The 14,651-nt window shown below is 71.1% G+C and carries 15 protein-coding genes; 5 read left to right on the top strand and 10 right to left on the bottom strand.

The window, feature by feature from the left end; all coding sequences use genetic code 11:
• The first annotated feature begins 75 nt into the window (after positions 1 to 75).
• From fabG to ASG91_RS16110, 3 genes are all read left to right on the top strand, one after another.
• Complete coding sequence (gene fabG, locus ASG91_RS16100) at positions 76 to 831, top strand: 3-oxoacyl-ACP reductase FabG (RefSeq protein ID WP_056923631.1); 756 nt, start codon at positions 76 to 78, stop codon at positions 829 to 831.
• 82 nt (positions 832 to 913) lie between these two features.
• Entirely contained in the window at positions 914 to 1,309 is a 396-nt protein-coding gene (locus tag ASG91_RS16105; protein WP_056923632.1) for a helix-turn-helix transcriptional regulator, read from the top strand.
• Positions 1,306 to 1,797, top strand: coding sequence for an SRPBCC family protein (locus tag ASG91_RS16110; RefSeq protein ID WP_056923633.1), 492 nt, complete (start codon positions 1,306 to 1,308; stop codon positions 1,795 to 1,797). Before ASG91_RS16105 ends, ASG91_RS16110 begins: the two co-directional genes overlap by 4 nt.
• Position 1,798: 1 nt before the next feature.
• Here the strand turns inward: ASG91_RS16110 and ASG91_RS16115 are convergent, their stop codons facing one another.
• The 3 genes from ASG91_RS16115 to ASG91_RS16125 are packed head-to-tail and all read right to left on the bottom strand — an operon-like array spanning position 1,799 to position 4,779.
• Positions 1,799 to 2,785: an NADPH:quinone oxidoreductase family protein gene (locus tag ASG91_RS16115; RefSeq protein ID WP_056923634.1), complete on the bottom strand. Its 987-nt coding sequence runs from the start codon at positions 2,783 to 2,785 to the stop codon at positions 1,799 to 1,801.
• A gap of 49 nt (positions 2,786 to 2,834) precedes the next feature.
• Positions 2,835 to 3,632, bottom strand: a complete 798-nt coding sequence (locus ASG91_RS16120; protein WP_056923635.1) for an SDR family oxidoreductase — start codon at positions 3,630 to 3,632, stop codon at positions 2,835 to 2,837.
• A 1-nt stretch (position 3,633) separates the two neighbouring features.
• Positions 3,634 to 4,779, bottom strand: coding sequence for an acyl-CoA dehydrogenase family protein (locus ASG91_RS16125; protein ID WP_056923636.1), 1,146 nt, complete (start codon positions 4,777 to 4,779; stop codon positions 3,634 to 3,636).
• Between the two features lie 104 nt (positions 4,780 to 4,883).
• On the opposite strand from ASG91_RS16125, the gene ASG91_RS16130 reads away from it, so the two are divergent.
• Positions 4,884 to 5,480, top strand: a complete 597-nt coding sequence (locus ASG91_RS16130; RefSeq protein ID WP_082594271.1) for a TetR/AcrR family transcriptional regulator — start codon at positions 4,884 to 4,886, stop codon at positions 5,478 to 5,480.
• 104 nt (positions 5,481 to 5,584) lie between these two features.
• On the opposite strand, the gene ASG91_RS16135 is transcribed toward ASG91_RS16130, so the two are convergent.
• From ASG91_RS16135 to ASG91_RS16160, 6 genes are all read right to left on the bottom strand, one after another.
• Positions 5,585 to 6,181, bottom strand: a complete 597-nt coding sequence (locus tag ASG91_RS16135) for a GNAT family N-acetyltransferase (protein ID WP_056923638.1) — start codon at positions 6,179 to 6,181, stop codon at positions 5,585 to 5,587.
• A 37-nt stretch (positions 6,182 to 6,218) separates the two neighbouring features.
• Positions 6,219 to 7,901 carry an energy-dependent translational throttle protein EttA gene (ettA, locus tag ASG91_RS16140; protein ID WP_056923639.1) on the bottom strand — a complete coding sequence of 561 codons (1,683 nt, stop codon included), beginning with the start codon at positions 7,899 to 7,901 and terminating at the stop codon, positions 6,219 to 6,221.
• Positions 7,902 to 7,944: 43 nt separating this feature from the next.
• On the bottom strand, positions 7,945 to 8,544 hold the full coding sequence (gene ssb / locus ASG91_RS16145) for a single-stranded DNA-binding protein (RefSeq protein ID WP_056923640.1): 600 nt from the start codon (positions 8,542 to 8,544) through the stop codon (positions 7,945 to 7,947).
• A 166-nt stretch (positions 8,545 to 8,710) separates the two neighbouring features.
• The gene (locus tag ASG91_RS16150; RefSeq protein WP_056923641.1) at positions 8,711 to 10,402 is read right to left on the bottom strand and encodes a YfjP family GTPase; all 1,692 of its coding nucleotides are present in this window, start codon (positions 10,400 to 10,402) and stop codon (positions 8,711 to 8,713) included.
• Positions 10,399 to 12,105: a dynamin family protein gene (locus ASG91_RS16155; RefSeq protein ID WP_371262058.1), complete on the bottom strand. Its 1,707-nt coding sequence runs from the start codon at positions 12,103 to 12,105 to the stop codon at positions 10,399 to 10,401. Before ASG91_RS16155 ends, ASG91_RS16150 begins: the two co-directional genes overlap by 4 nt.
• Before the next feature lie 79 nt (positions 12,106 to 12,184).
• Entirely contained in the window at positions 12,185 to 12,949 is a 765-nt protein-coding gene (locus tag ASG91_RS16160) for a hypothetical protein (RefSeq protein WP_157606385.1), read from the bottom strand.
• Positions 12,950 to 13,034: 85 nt separating this feature from the next.
• Here ASG91_RS16160 and thpR point away from each other — a divergent pair, with 85 nt between their 5' ends.
• Complete coding sequence (thpR, locus tag ASG91_RS16165; RefSeq protein WP_056923643.1) at positions 13,035 to 13,601, top strand: RNA 2',3'-cyclic phosphodiesterase; 567 nt, start codon at positions 13,035 to 13,037, stop codon at positions 13,599 to 13,601.
• A gap of 109 nt (positions 13,602 to 13,710) precedes the next feature.
• On the opposite strand, the gene ASG91_RS16170 is transcribed toward thpR, so the two are convergent.
• A complete protein-coding gene (locus ASG91_RS16170; RefSeq protein WP_056923644.1) occupies positions 13,711 to 14,457 on the bottom strand; it encodes a hypothetical protein in 747 nt (248 codons plus the stop codon).
• Positions 14,458 to 14,651: the final 194 nt, after the last annotated feature.

Consider the following 14,651-nt stretch of genomic DNA (forward strand, 5'->3'; position numbering starts at 1 on the left):
GGTCGCTTAGTACACTCGCCGGGAGACCCACTCGCGGCGCATCCCCGGCGCCACCCACCAGCAGCAGGAGTCCCCATGAGCACCCAGCGCGTCGCAGTCGTCACCGGAGCAGCCCGCGGCATCGGGGCGGCCACCGCCCTGCGGCTGGCCCGCGACGGGAACGCGGTCGCGGTCCTGGACCTCGACGAGGCGTCCTGCGCCGGCACGGTCGAGGCGATCGAGGCCGCGGGCGGTCGAGCCATCGCCGTGGGGGTCGACGTCAGCAAGGCCGACCAGGTCGAGGCGGCCGTCGCCCGCGTGGCCGACGAGCTGGGGGCGCCGACGATCCTGGTCAACAACGCCGGCATCATCCGCGACAACCTCATCTTCAAGATGACCGAGGACGACTGGGACGCCGTGATGGGCGTGCACCTGCGGGGGTCCTTCCTGATGACCCGCGCGGTGCAGGCGCACATGTCCGCCGAGAAGTACGGGCGCATCGTCAACCTCTCGTCGTCCTCGGCGCTGGGCAACCGTGGCCAGGCGAACTACTCGGCGGCCAAGGCCGGGCTCCAGGGCTTCACGAAGACCCTCGCCATCGAGCTGGGTCGCTTCGGCGTCACCGCCAACGCGGTCGCCCCCGGGTTCATCCAGACCGACATGACGGCCGCCACCGCCGAGCGCATCGGGGTGCCGTTCGAGGAATTCATCAAGCACTCGGCCGCCCAGATCCCGGTGCAGCGGGTCGGCCAGCCCGAGGACATCGCGGCCACGATCTCCTTCCTGTGCTCCGAGGAGGCCGGCTTCGTCTCCGGCCAGGTCATCTACGTGGCCGGTGGCCCGCTCGACTGACGGGTCACCGAGGGCCTTGACAGTCGGCACTCCGTGGGTTGATAGTTTCCGTATCAGTTAATAAACCGATCGGTTAAGGATCATGGACCACCACGACCAGCTCAGCACCACCTTCGCCGCCCTGGCCGATCCGACGCGACGCGCCATCCTCGAGCGCCTCGCCGACGGTGACGCCACGGTCGGGGAGCTCGCCGAGCCGTTCGCCATGACCCTGCCGGCCATCTCCAAGCACCTCTCGGTGCTCGAGCGGGCTGGGCTGGTCGCCAAGGACCGGGACGGCCAGCGACGCAACTGCCGCATCACTGCCACCCCACTGAAGAGCGCGACGTCGTGGCTAGAGGAGTACCGCCGCCACTGGGAGGCCAACCTCGACAGCCTCGACGCCTACCTCAACCGCCTCCAACAGCCCCGCATCCAGGGGACCGCACGCCCCACCCGCACCGGCCACGCCGACACCCACCAGGAGAAGCAGTCATGAGCAACGCAGCCGACACCCACCAGCGCGCCACCATCACCCACGACGGCTGCGAGGTCGTCATCACCCGCACCTTCGCGGCCCCCGCGGCCCTCGTCTACGAGGCGATGACCAAGCCCGAGCACATCCGCCAGTGGTGGGGGGCCGGCCACGGTGAGGTCACCACCTGCGAGGTCGACCTGCGCGTCGGCGGCAAGTGGCACTTCGCCCAGACCACCCCAGGCGGCGACGTGGTGTCGTTCTCCGGCGAGTACCGCGAGCTCGACCCGCCCGGCCGGATGGTGCACACCGAGATCTTCGACAACATCCAGAGCCCGGAGTCGGTGATCGAGTCCACGTTCTCCGAGCAGGACGGGTTCACCACGCTGACCGCCGTGATCACCTACGACTCGCCCGAGACCGTCGAGATGGTGCTCGCCTCGGGCATGGAGGTCGGGATGAACGACTCCTACGACGCCCTCGAGAAGGTCGCCCAGGGGCTGGCTGCCTGAGTCAGGCGCCGAGCACGACCAGGCGTCCGGTGCTCTCCCCGGCTCCGAGCCGGGTGAGGGCTCCGGGCGCCTCGTCGAACGGCACCTGCTGCGACACGACCGGTCGCACCAGACCGGCGCCGGCCCAGGCCACGAGTTGGTCGTGCGCCGCGGCCGCGACGGCATGGTCGCGCTGGAGGTACAGGCCCCAGTGCAGCCCGAGGATCGAGTAGTTCTTGACCAGGGCGTGGTTCAGCGCGGGCGCCGGGATCGAGCCGCTGGTGAAGCCCACCACCACGATCCGGCCCTCGAACGCCACCACCTTGGTCGAGGCGTCGTACGCCGCGCCGCCCACGGGGTCGAAGACCACGTCGGCACCCGAGCGCCCCAGCGCGTCCTTCAGGGCGGCCACGAGGTCGCCGGCCGAGCGGTCGAGGACCACATCGGCCCCGGCCGATCGCGCGACGTCCCCCTTGGCTGCGCTGCCGACCACGGCCACGACCCGAGCGCCGAGCGCCTTGCCCACCTGCACCGCCGCCGTGCCGACCCCGCCTGCCGCCGCGTGCACGAGCAGGGTCTCCCCCGCCTTGAGTGCGGCTCGCCGCACGAGCCCCACGTATGCCGTCTGGTAGCCGATCGTCAGCGCGCTCGCCTCGGCGTCGGTGAGGGACACCGGTGCCGCGAACGTGCCGGTGGCCGGCATGAGGCACTCCTGGGCCAGCCCTCCGTGCGGCACCGCCGTCGTGCCGACGACCCGGTCCCCGACCGCGAACCCCGCGACACCGTCGCCGAGCTCGAGCACCTCGCCGCAGACCTCGACGCCGGGGGTGAAGGGGAGGTCGGGGCGCACCTGGTAGTGACCGCGCACCATCAGGACGTCGGGGAAGTTGAGCGCCGTGGCCAGCACCCGCACGCGCAGGTGACCGGGCCCGACCTCGGGCAGCGGCGCCTCGACGGCACCCATCACGTCGGCCGGCTCACCCAGGGCGGCGACCTGCCACGCCCTCACGCGTGTGTCCGATCCGCCGAGGCGGCCGGGACCGAATGACGTTGCGACACTAGAGGTTGGCGCCGAGGGTCACGCCACCGTCGACCACGAGGGTCTGCCCGGTCACCCAGCTGGCATCCGGTGACAGGAGGAACGAGACGGCCCCCGCGATGTCGTCGGGAGCGCCCAGCCGCTTCATCGGGTAGCGCGCGGCGACCTTCTCCTCGCGACCCTCGTACAACGCCTGCGCGAACTGCGTCTTGACGATCGCCGGCGCCACCGCGTTCACGCGGATCGACGGCCCGAGCTGGTACGCCAGCTCGACGGTGAGGTGGATCAGCGCAGCCTTGCTCACGGCATACCAGCCGATCGTGCCGGTGGCCCCGAGCCCCGCGATGGACGCGACGTTGACGACGGCACCGGGGCGCTCGCCCTCTCCGAGCCCGGCGGCGATCGCCTTCTGGGTCCAGGCGAACGCGGCCAGCACGTTGACGTCCATGATCTTGCGGGCGACGTCGAGGGGTGCGTCGAGGATCGGGCCGTAGACCGGGTTGATCCCGGTGTTGTTGACCAGGTGGTCGAGCCCGCCGAACGCCTCGTGGGCGAGCCGGATCACCTCGTCCTGGTGCGCCTCGTCCGCGGCATTGCCCGCGACGCCGAGCGCCCTGGACTCGCCACCGAGCTGCTCGACGGCCTCCGCGAGGGCCTCGGGCTTGCGGGCGGTGATGACGACCCGAGCCCCCTCCGCCACCAGCTTCTGGGCGATGCCGAGACCGATGCCCCGGGAGGCGCCGGTGACGATCGCGACCTTGCCGGCGTGGACGCCCGGGCCCGCAGCGTCAGGACCAGCCGTGTCAGGAGCAGCCACGTCAGAGACCGAGGTCTCGGCCGATGAGCTCCTTCATGATCTCGTTCGACCCGGCCCAGATCTTGGAGACCCGGGCGTCGCGCCAGGCGCGGGCCACGCGGTACTCGTTCATGAAGCCGTAGCCGCCGTAGAGCTGGACGCACTCGTCGAGCACGTCGTTCTGCACCTGGGCCGAGAACCACTTGGCCTTGGCGGCGTCGACCGCCGTGAGCTTCTGCTCGGCGTGGGCGGCGATGCAGTCGTCGACGTAGGCCTGGGTGACCTCGAGCTTGGTCTGCAGCTCGGCCATCTTGAACTTGTTGTGCTGGAACGAGCCGACCGGCTGACCGAAGGCCTTGCGCTCCTTGGTGTAGGCGACCGTCTCACGGAAGATCTGGAAGGCGTGCGCGGTGTTGGCCACGGCCGCGCCGACGCGCTCCTGCGGGAGGCGCTGCATCATCGAGATGAAGCCAAGCCCCTCCTCACCGAGCCGGTTGGCGTCGGGGACCCTGACGTCCTCGAAGAAGAGCTCGGACGTGTCCGCCTCCTCCTGACCGACCTTGTCGAGCTTGCGGCCCCGGCTGAAGCCCTCCATGCCGGCCTCGACCATGAACAACGTGATGCCCTTGGCGCCCTTGGCCGGGTCGGTGCGGGCGGCGACGATCACGAGGTCGGCCTGGTAGCCGTTGGTGATGAACGTCTTGGAGCCGTTGAGGACCCAGCCGTCACCGTCACGGACGGCGGTGGTCTTCAGGGCGGCGAGGTCGGACCCGCCGGACGGCTCGGTCATCGCGATGGCGCAGATCAGGTCGCCGTTGGCCATGCCGGGCAGCCAGCGCTCCTTCTGCTCCTGGGTGCCGAGGTCGACGATGTAGGGCGGGCAGACGTCGGAGTGGATGCCGAAGCACGACGAGACGGCGAAGTTGAAGCCCGCGATCTCCTCGGCCGCGACGGCGTTGAACCGGTAGTCGTCGGCGCCGGCGCCACCGAACTCCTCCGGGATGTCGAGCCCGAACAGGCCCTGCTTGCCCGCTTCCTTCCAGATGTCACGGTCGACCGACTTCACCTCGAGCATCTGCTCGGCGCGCGGCTTGAGCGTGCGCTCGACGAACTCCCGGACCGAGCTGCGGAAGGCCTCGTGGTCGGGACCGTAGACGTTGCGGGGCATGGCTCTCCTTGACGATGACACTGCTGGTGAGGCTGGCTGGCACGCTGAACTCCGGGTAACTAAGCGCTTGCTTAGTGTCCGATGGCTGGGGCATGCTGTCAACCATGTCCACCTCCGCGCGCCCCATCGAACCCGTGGTGGACACCGCACACCGCCTGCTCGAGGCGGCCGCCGAGGCGTTCGCCGACCGCGGCTTCCACGCGACCACGACCCGCGACATCGCCTCGCGCGCCGGGCTGTCCCCCGCCGGGGTCTACGTGCACTTCGCCTCCAAGGAGGAGCTGCTCTACCAGCTCAGCCGCGAGGGCCACGTCGCTGCCCGCGACATGCTGCGCGCCGCGGCCGAGGGGGCGGCGTCCCCCACCGAGGCGCTCCGCGCGATCATGGGCCGGTTCGCCACCTGGCACGCCGAGCACTTCCGCGTGGCGCGGATCGTCCAGTACGAGTTCGCGAACCTCACCCCCGAGCACCGCGACGCCGTCCTCGCCCTGCGCAAGCAGATCGACGCGGTCGTCCGCGACGTCGTGACGGCAGGTGTGGCCAGCGGCGAGTTCTCCGTCGACGACGTCCCCGACACCACCTTGGCGCTGATGTCGATGGCCGTCGACGTCGCCCGCTGGTACGACCCGGAGATCAAGCGCACCCCCGACGCCATCGGCGCGGCCTACGCCGACCTCGGCATCCGCCTGGTCACCGGCTGAGCCGCCCGCACCACGCGGAGGCGACCGCACGCTGACGCGCGACCCCGGTCGTCCGGGAGCCCCGCATCGCCTGCTGCCGGCCGTTCAGGGCTCGACACCGGTGGTCACAGCGTGAGTCGCATGACCGGCCTCGTGGCACCGGTGCGACCGACCTCCACGAACCCGGCGCGCTCGAAGGTCGTCAGGACCCCGTGGTAGAGCTCGGCACCGCCGACCTTGCCGGACCGTGCGGCCACGTCGACCGGGTGTCCCTCGAGGGTGCGGGCGCCCTGGGCCCGGGCCAGGTCGACGGCCGCCGCCAGGAGCGCGGAGGCGACGCCCCTGCGGCGGCGTCCGACCTTGACCACGAAACAGGTCACCGCCCAGACCGACGGGTCGTCGATGTCCTCGCCCGTCACCGCGCGCAGGGCCCGGCTCTCGCACAGCCGCGGGTAAGCCGAGCGCGGACCGAGCTGCGCCCACCCAACCGCCTCGTCCCCCAGCCGGGCGATCACGCCCTGCGGGCGGGGGTCGTCCCGCACCTGTGCGTGCAGCGCCGCCTTGTTGTCGGCGCTGGAGTGCGTGTAGTCCTTGCCGGTCGTGCGGAAGAACTGGCACCAGCACCACGACGGGTCACCCCGCGTGCCGAACAACGCGACGAGGTCGTCCCAGTCCCGCTCGGTGAGCGGGGCGGTGACGACCTCGTCGGGGTCCGTGGTCACGCGTCGTGCCGTGGACATGCGTTATGCGGGAGACCGGTCAGTCGCGGGTCAGCTTGCGGTAGGTGACCCGGTGCGGGCGGGCCGCGTCGGCACCGAGGCGGTCGACCTTGTTGGCCTCGTAGGACTCGAAGTTGCCCTCGAACCAGTACCACTTGGCCGGGTTCTCGTCGTCACCCTCGTAGGCGAGGATGTGCGTCGCCACCCGGTCGAGGAACCACCGGTCGTGGCTGATCACGACGGCGCAGCCGGGGAACTCCAGCAGGGCGTTCTCCAGCGAACCCAGCGTCTCGACGTCGAGGTCGTTGGTCGGCTCGTCGAGCAGGAGCAGGTTGCCGCCCTCCTTGAGGGTGAGCGCCAGGTTGAGCCGGTTGCGCTCGCCACCGGAGAGGATGCCGGTCTTCTTCTGCTGGTCCGGACCCTTGAACCCGAACTGCGACACGTAGGCGCGCGACGGGATCTCCACCTGGCCGACGTTGATGTAGTCGTGGCCCCCGGACACCGTCTCCCAGAGGTTCTTCTCGGGGTCGAGACCGCCGCGGCTCTGGTCGACGTAGGAGATCTTGACCGTCTCGCCCACCTTCACCGACCCGCTGTCAGCCTCCTCGAGGCCGACGATGGTCTTGAAGAGCGTGGTCTTGCCGACACCGTTCGGCCCGATGACGCCCACGATTCCGTTGCGCGGCAACGTGAACGAGAGCTTGTCGATGAGGACGCGGTCGCCGAACCCCTTCTTCAGGTCCTTGACCTCGATGACCGTCGACCCCAGGCGCGGGCCGGGCGGGATGGCGATCTCGTCGAAGTCGAGCTTGCGGGTGCGGTCGGCCTCGGCGGCCATCTCCTCGTAGCGGGCGAGGCGGGCCTTGGACTTCACCTGACGGGCCTTGGCGTTGGACCGGACCCACTCGAGCTCTTCCTTGAGCCGCTTGGAGAGCTTGGCGTCCTTCTTGCCCTGCACCTGCAGGCGGGCCTGCTTCTTCTCGAGGTAGGTCGAGTAGTTGCCCTCGTAGGGGTAGGCGCGACCGCGGTCGAGCTCGAGGATCCACTGGGCGACGTTGTCCATGAAGTAGCGGTCGTGGGTGACCGCGACGACGGCGCCGTGGTAGGCCCCGAGGTGCTGCTCGAGCCAGAGCACCGACTCCGCATCGAGGTGGTTGGTGGGCTCGTCGAGCAGCAGCAGGTCGGGCTTCTGCAGGAGCAGCTTGCACAGGGCCACCCGGCGGCGCTCACCACCGGAGAGGACGGAGACGTCGGCGTCCGGCGGCGGGCAGCGCAGGGCGTCCATGGCCTGCTCGAGCTGGGAGTCGAGGTCCCAGGCGTCCGCAGCGTCGATGGCCTCCTGGAGCTTGCCCATCTCCTCCATCAGCGCGTCGAAGTCGGCGTCCGGCTCGGCCATCTCGGCGGAGATGGCGTTGTAGCGGTCCAGCTTCGCCTTGATCTCGCCGGCACCCTCCTCGACGTTGCCGAGAACGGTCTTCTCCTCGTTGAGCTCGGGCTCCTGCATGAGGATCCCGACGGAGTAGCCCGGGGTCAGCCTGGCCTCACCGTTGGACGGGTGGTCGAGGCCGGCCATGATCTTGAGGACCGATGACTTGCCGGCTCCGTTCGGCCCGACGACGCCGATCTTGGCGCCGGGGTAGAAGGAGATGGTGACGTCATCGAGGATGACCTTGTCGCCGTGGGCCTTGCGGGCCTTCGACATGACGTAGATGAACTCGGGCATGGGGGCAAGGCTATCGGCCGGGGCCCCCACGCCCGAATCCGCGTCACACGGTCGAGAGCTCCCGGCCGCCGTCCTGTCGAGGCACCTCACCGGTCGGCTCGACCGCCACCTCGTAGTCGTCCGTCTCGGGATCGTGCTCCCCCGAGGCGCGGCGGGTGGCGAGGTCGCCGGGGTCGTAGGAGGCAAAGTCCTCCTCGACCGCGACCGGTTCACCCTCGAGGGCGGCCATCGCGTCCTGCACGCCCTCGTCAGCCATCCGGTCCTGCGTGTCGAGCTGCGCCCGTGACACGCGCGTCAGCGAGGTGGTGCCCCAGCTGAGGTCGTGACCGACGTTGTAGGCGTCGATCTCGACCGAGGTCGCGTGGCTGTTGTCCTGGCGCAGCCACTGGTTGATCCGGAGCCGGCCGTAGACGACCACGGGCTCGCCCTTCTTGAGCGAGTTCGCGACGTTCGCGCCGAGCGACCGGAACGCCGTCACGTTGTAGAAGCTGGTGCCGCCGTCCTCGTACTCGCGCGTCTTGGGATTGAGCCGGCGCACCGTCGACGCCAGGCGGAAGGCCGCGAACGGCACCCCGTGGCGGGTGGTCCGCGACTCGGGGTCGGCCACCACCCGACCGGTCACCGTGATGTAGGACTCGTTCATCTCGCTCACCTCATCTGTGTCGTGTCTCAGCTGTCCATGAGCCCCGGGGAGGTGACTCCCCGGGGTACGACGCAACAGTGGTGCGGCCGCCAGGCCCCCGCGACAGTGCGGGCTGTCGCCTGTGGACACACCGAGGGAGCGGGACGACCGGTGGACGAGCGACGCCTCAACGGCGCGAGATCTGCTCCGCCCGGTCGAGTGACTCGCGGGTCTGGCGGTGCCGTTCGAGCACGGCGCGCACCGGGCCGACGATGCGCTCACCGGCCACCTCGGCGACCTTGTCGGTGAGCCGCCGTCGGATCTGCCGGCCCCGGCGTCGTGCGCCCCTGCGCCCGAGGGCGCGGGCCAGTGCGGCCAGACCCAGTCCGAGCAGCAGACCACCGACCAGCATCAGCAGCGGGTAGGGCAGCGGACCCAGCCGAGGCGTGTCGATGTCGGGCAGCGCGAGCCATCCCATCACCACGAGCACGGCGAGCCAGCCGAAACCGAGCACCGCGACGAGGGCGAGCACGAGCTGCGCCGCACCGAAGAGCCGCCACCACAAGGGAGCCCGCATCTTCAGGGAGGTGCCCACGACGGCCTGGTCGAGCGCGTCGGCGAGCTCGGGGCCCGCTGGCGTCGCCGCGTCGGCGACCGCCTGGGCCCACCGGTTCGGCAGGCCCTCGGCTGCCTGGTCCCCGACCCGCCGGGTGGCCAGCTCGACCGCGGACCGCGCGGCAGGGGTCGGGGGCGGCAGCGACGAGCGACCGAGCACGGTGCGCACGTCGCCGGCGGTGACGGCGAGCTTCTCCTCGACGGCGTCACGGGTGTTGAGCCGGAGCCGCTTCATCGGGTCGGGGCGCAGGGCGCGGACCCACCGGGTGAACGGCCAGCCCGTGCGGCCCCAGGCCTGGTTGCGGTAGTCACGCTCGACCGCGGCCACGACGGTGGGGATGCCGGCGGCCCGCGAGAGGGCGTCGACGAGCTCGGCGTCGACCGACTCGGGCAGGGTCGGCTCGGTCGGGGCCACTCCCCCGCGCAACGTCGCGGCGCTGGCCGAGACGTCGGCGAGCAGGCGGTGCTGTGCAGCGTTCTGGGCAGCCACCGCGGTCGCGAGTCGCATCCGCAGGTCGTCGACCCCGACGCCGGTCGTGGCCGAGGTGGTGATGACCTGGAGACCGCGGATCCCGTCATCCGCGGCGAGCCGCGTGAGGTCCTTGCGGATCTGGCCGGTGGCGTCGCCGGTGAGGCGGTCGGACTGGTTGAGGACCACCACGGTCACGGCGTCGTGCGTGGCGAGCACGCGCAGGTAGTCGTCGTGCAGTCGCGCGTCGGCGTACTTCTGCGGGTCGGTGACCCACACGAACACGTCCACGAGCTCGAGCACCCGCTCGGACTCCTCACGGTGGGCGACCACCCGCGAGTCGAAGTCGGGCAGGTCGAGCAGCACCAGCCCGTCGAGGGTCCAGGGCGTGACCCGGGTCGCGTCGGTCGCCCCCGGCGCCACGTGGTGCCGCTGCGACACCGACAGCCAGTCGAGCAGCTCGGTGGCGTCCTCGTCGCCCCAGACCGCGGCCACGGGCCGCGAGGTCGTGGGCCGCCGGGCGCCGACCACGGCGACCTCGGCTCCGACCAGTGCGTTGAAGAGGCTGGACTTGCCCGAACCCGTGGCGCCCGCGAGCGCGACCACGGTGTGGTTGCCGGCTTTGGAGATCCGCTCACCGATCTTGTCGACCACGGCCCGGGCGGCAGCGACCGCGGCAGGGTCGAGCTCACGACCGCCGGTCTCCACCGCCTGTTCCAGAGCCGCCGACCTGGAGGTCAGCTCCTCGGCACTGACTGCCTTGACCTGCTTGCTGCCCATTTTCAACGGGCTCATCGAACCGCCTTCACCGCTGCTGCCGCGTCGGCCAGGCGTTGCGCCTGGCCGGATCTGGTCTCCACGTCCTCGAGGGCCTGGTCGTAGCGGACCCGCTCCGCGGCATACAGCTCCTGCACGTGCTCGAGGAGGCGCTTGCGCGCCTTGGTCGCCATCTCTCGCACCGCCTGGTCGCCGAAGATCGCCTCGAGCACCTTCTGGGCCAGCACGGCGGTGCCGCCGGCGATGCCCACCTCGGCGCCGATCAGGCCACCGGTGTGCGCGAAGGCCACCAGCATGAGGATCACGCCGATGCCGTTGAGCCCGTATGCCGCGATGCGGGCCGTCGTGCGACGGTCCTTGCCCTCGCCGCGCACCAGCTCGAGCACCTCGCCCTGCCAGTCACGGACCAGCCGCTCCGTGCGCTCCCCCAGGTCCGGGGACGCCTTCGACAGCCCTGTCGTCTCGTCCAACAGCGCATCACCGCCGGGGAGCTTGCGCCACTGGCGGGCCACGGTCGCGGCGGCGCCCTGCCCCTGGGCGTCGATCAGGGCCGCGACGCCGGTCTGCAGCGCCTCACCGAGGTCGCCGGACGGTGGGGCCTGGCCCTTGAGCGCCGCGGTGATCCGGTCGCGGACCTTGGAGATCGTCGACTCGACCTGCTTGAAGAACTCGCCGGTGCCGACGTACTCCTGCCAGCGAGCCAGCACCTCGCCGCGCAGGAGGGTGCCGTCGGTCATGCCGTGCTCGACGTTGGCCAGCGCCTCGCGGTAGGCCGTGTCGGACTCCCGCTGCAGCGCGGCCAAGGCCTGCGCCTGCTGGTGGGTCGCCGTCACGAGCACCGCGGCCCGCTCGTCGAGGCTGCCGAGAGCGCCGTCGAGGGTCTGCTTGACGATCACCGAGCGGGCTCGGGCGTCGCTGGCCAGGGCGGTGAGCCACGACCGCAGCCGGGCCACGTCGGGCTCGGGCAGGCGTCCCTCGGCCGTCAGGGTCGCCTCCGGGATGCCGAAGATGGGTGCGGTCGACAGGCCCTGCTCGCGCAACATGGAGGCGAGGTGGCTGCGGATGTCGGCCATCGCCTCTGGCGGCACCCGGTCGAGGACGATCGCGATGGCGGTGCCGCGCTCGGCGGCTTCGCGCAGCAGGTCCCACGGCACCGCATCCGCATAGCGCGCGGCAGTCGTGACGAAGAGCCAGAGGTCCGCCGCGGCGAGCAGCTGCGCGGCCAGCGCGCGGTTGGCGCTGACCACCGAGTCGATGTCAGGGGCGTCGAGCAGGGCCATGCCCGGCGGCAGGGAGCTGGACGGCACGAGGCGCAGGGTGTTGGCCCCGTCACCCTCGGTCGGCGCGCCGGTGATCCGGCTCAGGGTCGGGAGCACGCGGTCGTCGGCGAACCACCGCTCGTCCTGGGGGTGGTGCACCAGCACCGGGGTCGTGGTCGTGGGTCGCAGCACCCCGGAGCGACTCACCTCGGCGTCGACGATCGAGTTCACCAGGGTCGACTTGCCGGCTCCGGTCGACCCGCCGACGACGGCCAGCAGGGGCGCGTCGAGGGAGCGCAGCCGCGGGATGACGTAGTCGTCGAGCTGCTTCAGGAGGGCGTCCCGGGTCGCGCGCCCGGTCATCGCATCGGGGATGTCGAGAGGCAGCCGGGCCTGCTCGACCTCTTCGCGGAGGATCGACACGGCGCCCAGCATGGACACGGCGTCGTCCCTGGAAATCACACCGCAAGCCTAACGAACTGAATGACCGCGACTGCACGCGACAGACCCGACCGAAGGCATGCGTTCGATAAAAGCAGCCCTAGAAACGGCGGAAGTAGTCGTCGTACCCGCTCGGCGTCGATCCGTCGCCGTCGTCGTCGCGCGGGTGCAGGCGCTCGACCGGCTCGATCAGCTCGACCCCGTCGAGGGTCAGGTCGTCGACATTCGCGTCGGGTGCGGGGGCGGGGCGCCAGCGACGCGGCCTCCGGACCGACGGGTCCGGCTCCTCGTCAGGCGCCTCGAAGTCGACGGGGAGCCGGAGCCACCAGAGCGCCGAGACCGACAGCAGGAGGAGGCACAGCACCGGGAGGGTCGCCCCGGCCGCCAGCACCTCGATGATGCTGGGCCCGGTGTCGATGCGCACCACCCCGTCGTCCGGCGGCGCGTTGGGGTCACCGCGGACCAAGGCCACCACCACCGACAGGACCAGCACCACGTTGCCCAGGAACACGACCGCCCAGAGGCTGAAGACCTCCCAGCGCAGCACCGACGCGTGGCTGACCGGCTGGGCGAAGTGCAGGATGGCGACCAGCCCGAGCAGCACCAGGCACGCGAGCGGGGCGGAGAAGGGGGCCTGCCCGTAGCCGAAGCCGTACATCGCGAAGAGCGTGACGCGGTCGAGGAACGGCGGGGCACCGGTCGGGGTGCCGTCCTCGCCGAAGTTCTGCGCGGTCGACTGGTAGACCTGCCAGCTCTGGAGCGCCCACCCGAGGACGGCCACCACGGCCGCGACCTCGAGGAGCCGCGCGGTGACGAACCACGTGCGCGGTGGTGTCCACTCCACGCGAACAGTCGACAGCGGCATGGCGACCCCTTCCTCCTCGCGCCAATCTATTCCAGCCCGCGCCACACGGAGCAGTCCATGGGGATGCCTCCGACAGAATGGGCCGATGCGCATCTTTGCCGCCGTCGTCCCGCCCGAGTCGGCCCTGGACGACCTCGCGGAGTTCCTCGACCCGCGCCGGGATGCCGGGCCGGACCTGCGCTGGACCGATCCCAGTCTCTGGCACGTCACCACGGCGTTCATGGCCGACGTCCCGAGCCGGCTGGTCGACCCCATGGTCGAAGGCGTCGCGGAAGCGGTGGCGAGCCGCCGTCCCCTCACCGTGTCGATCCGCGGTGGTGGCGCCTTCCCCAACCCCTACGAGGCGCGGGTCACCTGGATGGGCATCGACGGGGAGCCGGACGAGCTCGAGTCCCTGGCCGGGCTCGCCCGGGCCGTCCGTCGCGCGTGCAGCCACGTCGGCGCCAGCCCCGAGGGCGGGCCGTTCACCCCGCACCTCACCGTGGCCCGGTCACGCCACCCGTTCGAGGCGACCCGGTGGTTGCGGGTGCTCGAGGGGTATGCCGGTCCGGAATGGACCGCGGACGAGGTCACCGTGTTCGCGTCGCACCGCGGTGAGGGCCGGGCTCGACCGCACTACGAGCCGATAGCCGTCGTGGAGCTCTCCGGCTGAGTCCCCCACGGTCACCACTTCTGGCCAGAGGTGGTGGATCCGCGGACGGTTCGGGGCGGGCGTTGAGGCATGGGTGGCCAGGAGTCGCGGTGGTTGGCGCCCTCGCGGGTCAGAGCGCGAGCATGCCTTCGGAGAGGCTGTGTCGGACCTCCCACTGCGCGTCACCGTCGGCCTGGCCGGGAAAGCCGCCGTTGCTGAAGACGTGGTTGAGGTAGGCGACGAAGGGCATGGCGACCTCGCCGACGAAGATGCCCTCCGCGGTCCGATCCGGAAGCGGCACGCCGTAGGGGTCGCCGCCGCTGACGTTGGCCTTGTGGAGCGCGTCGGGGGCCAGCGGAAGCAGGAACGGCTCGTCGTCGTACCCCTCGTCGCGCGCCTCCTCCCACGCATCGTGCTCGTCCTCGAAGTAGTCAGCGATCGAGGCCTCCGGGTATCGCGAGCCCTCGGCCTCGATCACGAGCGGGTCGGCGTCCGAGGACTCGCGCCACCGCGGGTGCGTGCCGACCAGCCAGACGTCACCGACCAGGCGGATCCACGACGACAGGGCCATCGGGATCGGCCCGAGGTGGTCCTCCAGCCAGGCGACGTGCGCCGACGCCTCGGGACCGGGCGGGTGGAACGGCTCGACGGCGGCCTGCCGGTTGTCGTTGACGTGGAAGCGGTACCCCTGCTCGCGGAGCCGGGCCACGACCAGCCGGACGTTGTGCGCGGCGCGCGTCGCCATCTCGTCGCACACCGCCTGCGCCTCAGCCGCGTACTCGGGCTCACGCACCCGGTCGCCCAGCTGGCGCAGCTCGTGCCACACGAGCTCGCGCTCCCCTGCTTGGTACCGCTCCAGCCATCGTCCCTCCGGCATGGCGCCGATCCTGCCAGCCGGAGGCCCGACTCGCGATCGACGCGCCAGTCCACACCCGAAGGAGCCATCACTTCTGGCCAGCCGTGGTGCATCGATGGCCGGTTCGGGGCACCCGATGAGGCCTGGGTGGCCAGAAGTCACGGTGGTTGGCGCCCCCGGCAGGACTCGAACCTGCGACCCAGTCATTTGAAGTC

This window comes from Phycicoccus sp. Soil802 (genome assembly GCF_001429605.1).
Taxonomy (GTDB): domain Bacteria; phylum Actinomycetota; class Actinomycetes; order Actinomycetales; family Dermatophilaceae; genus Pedococcus.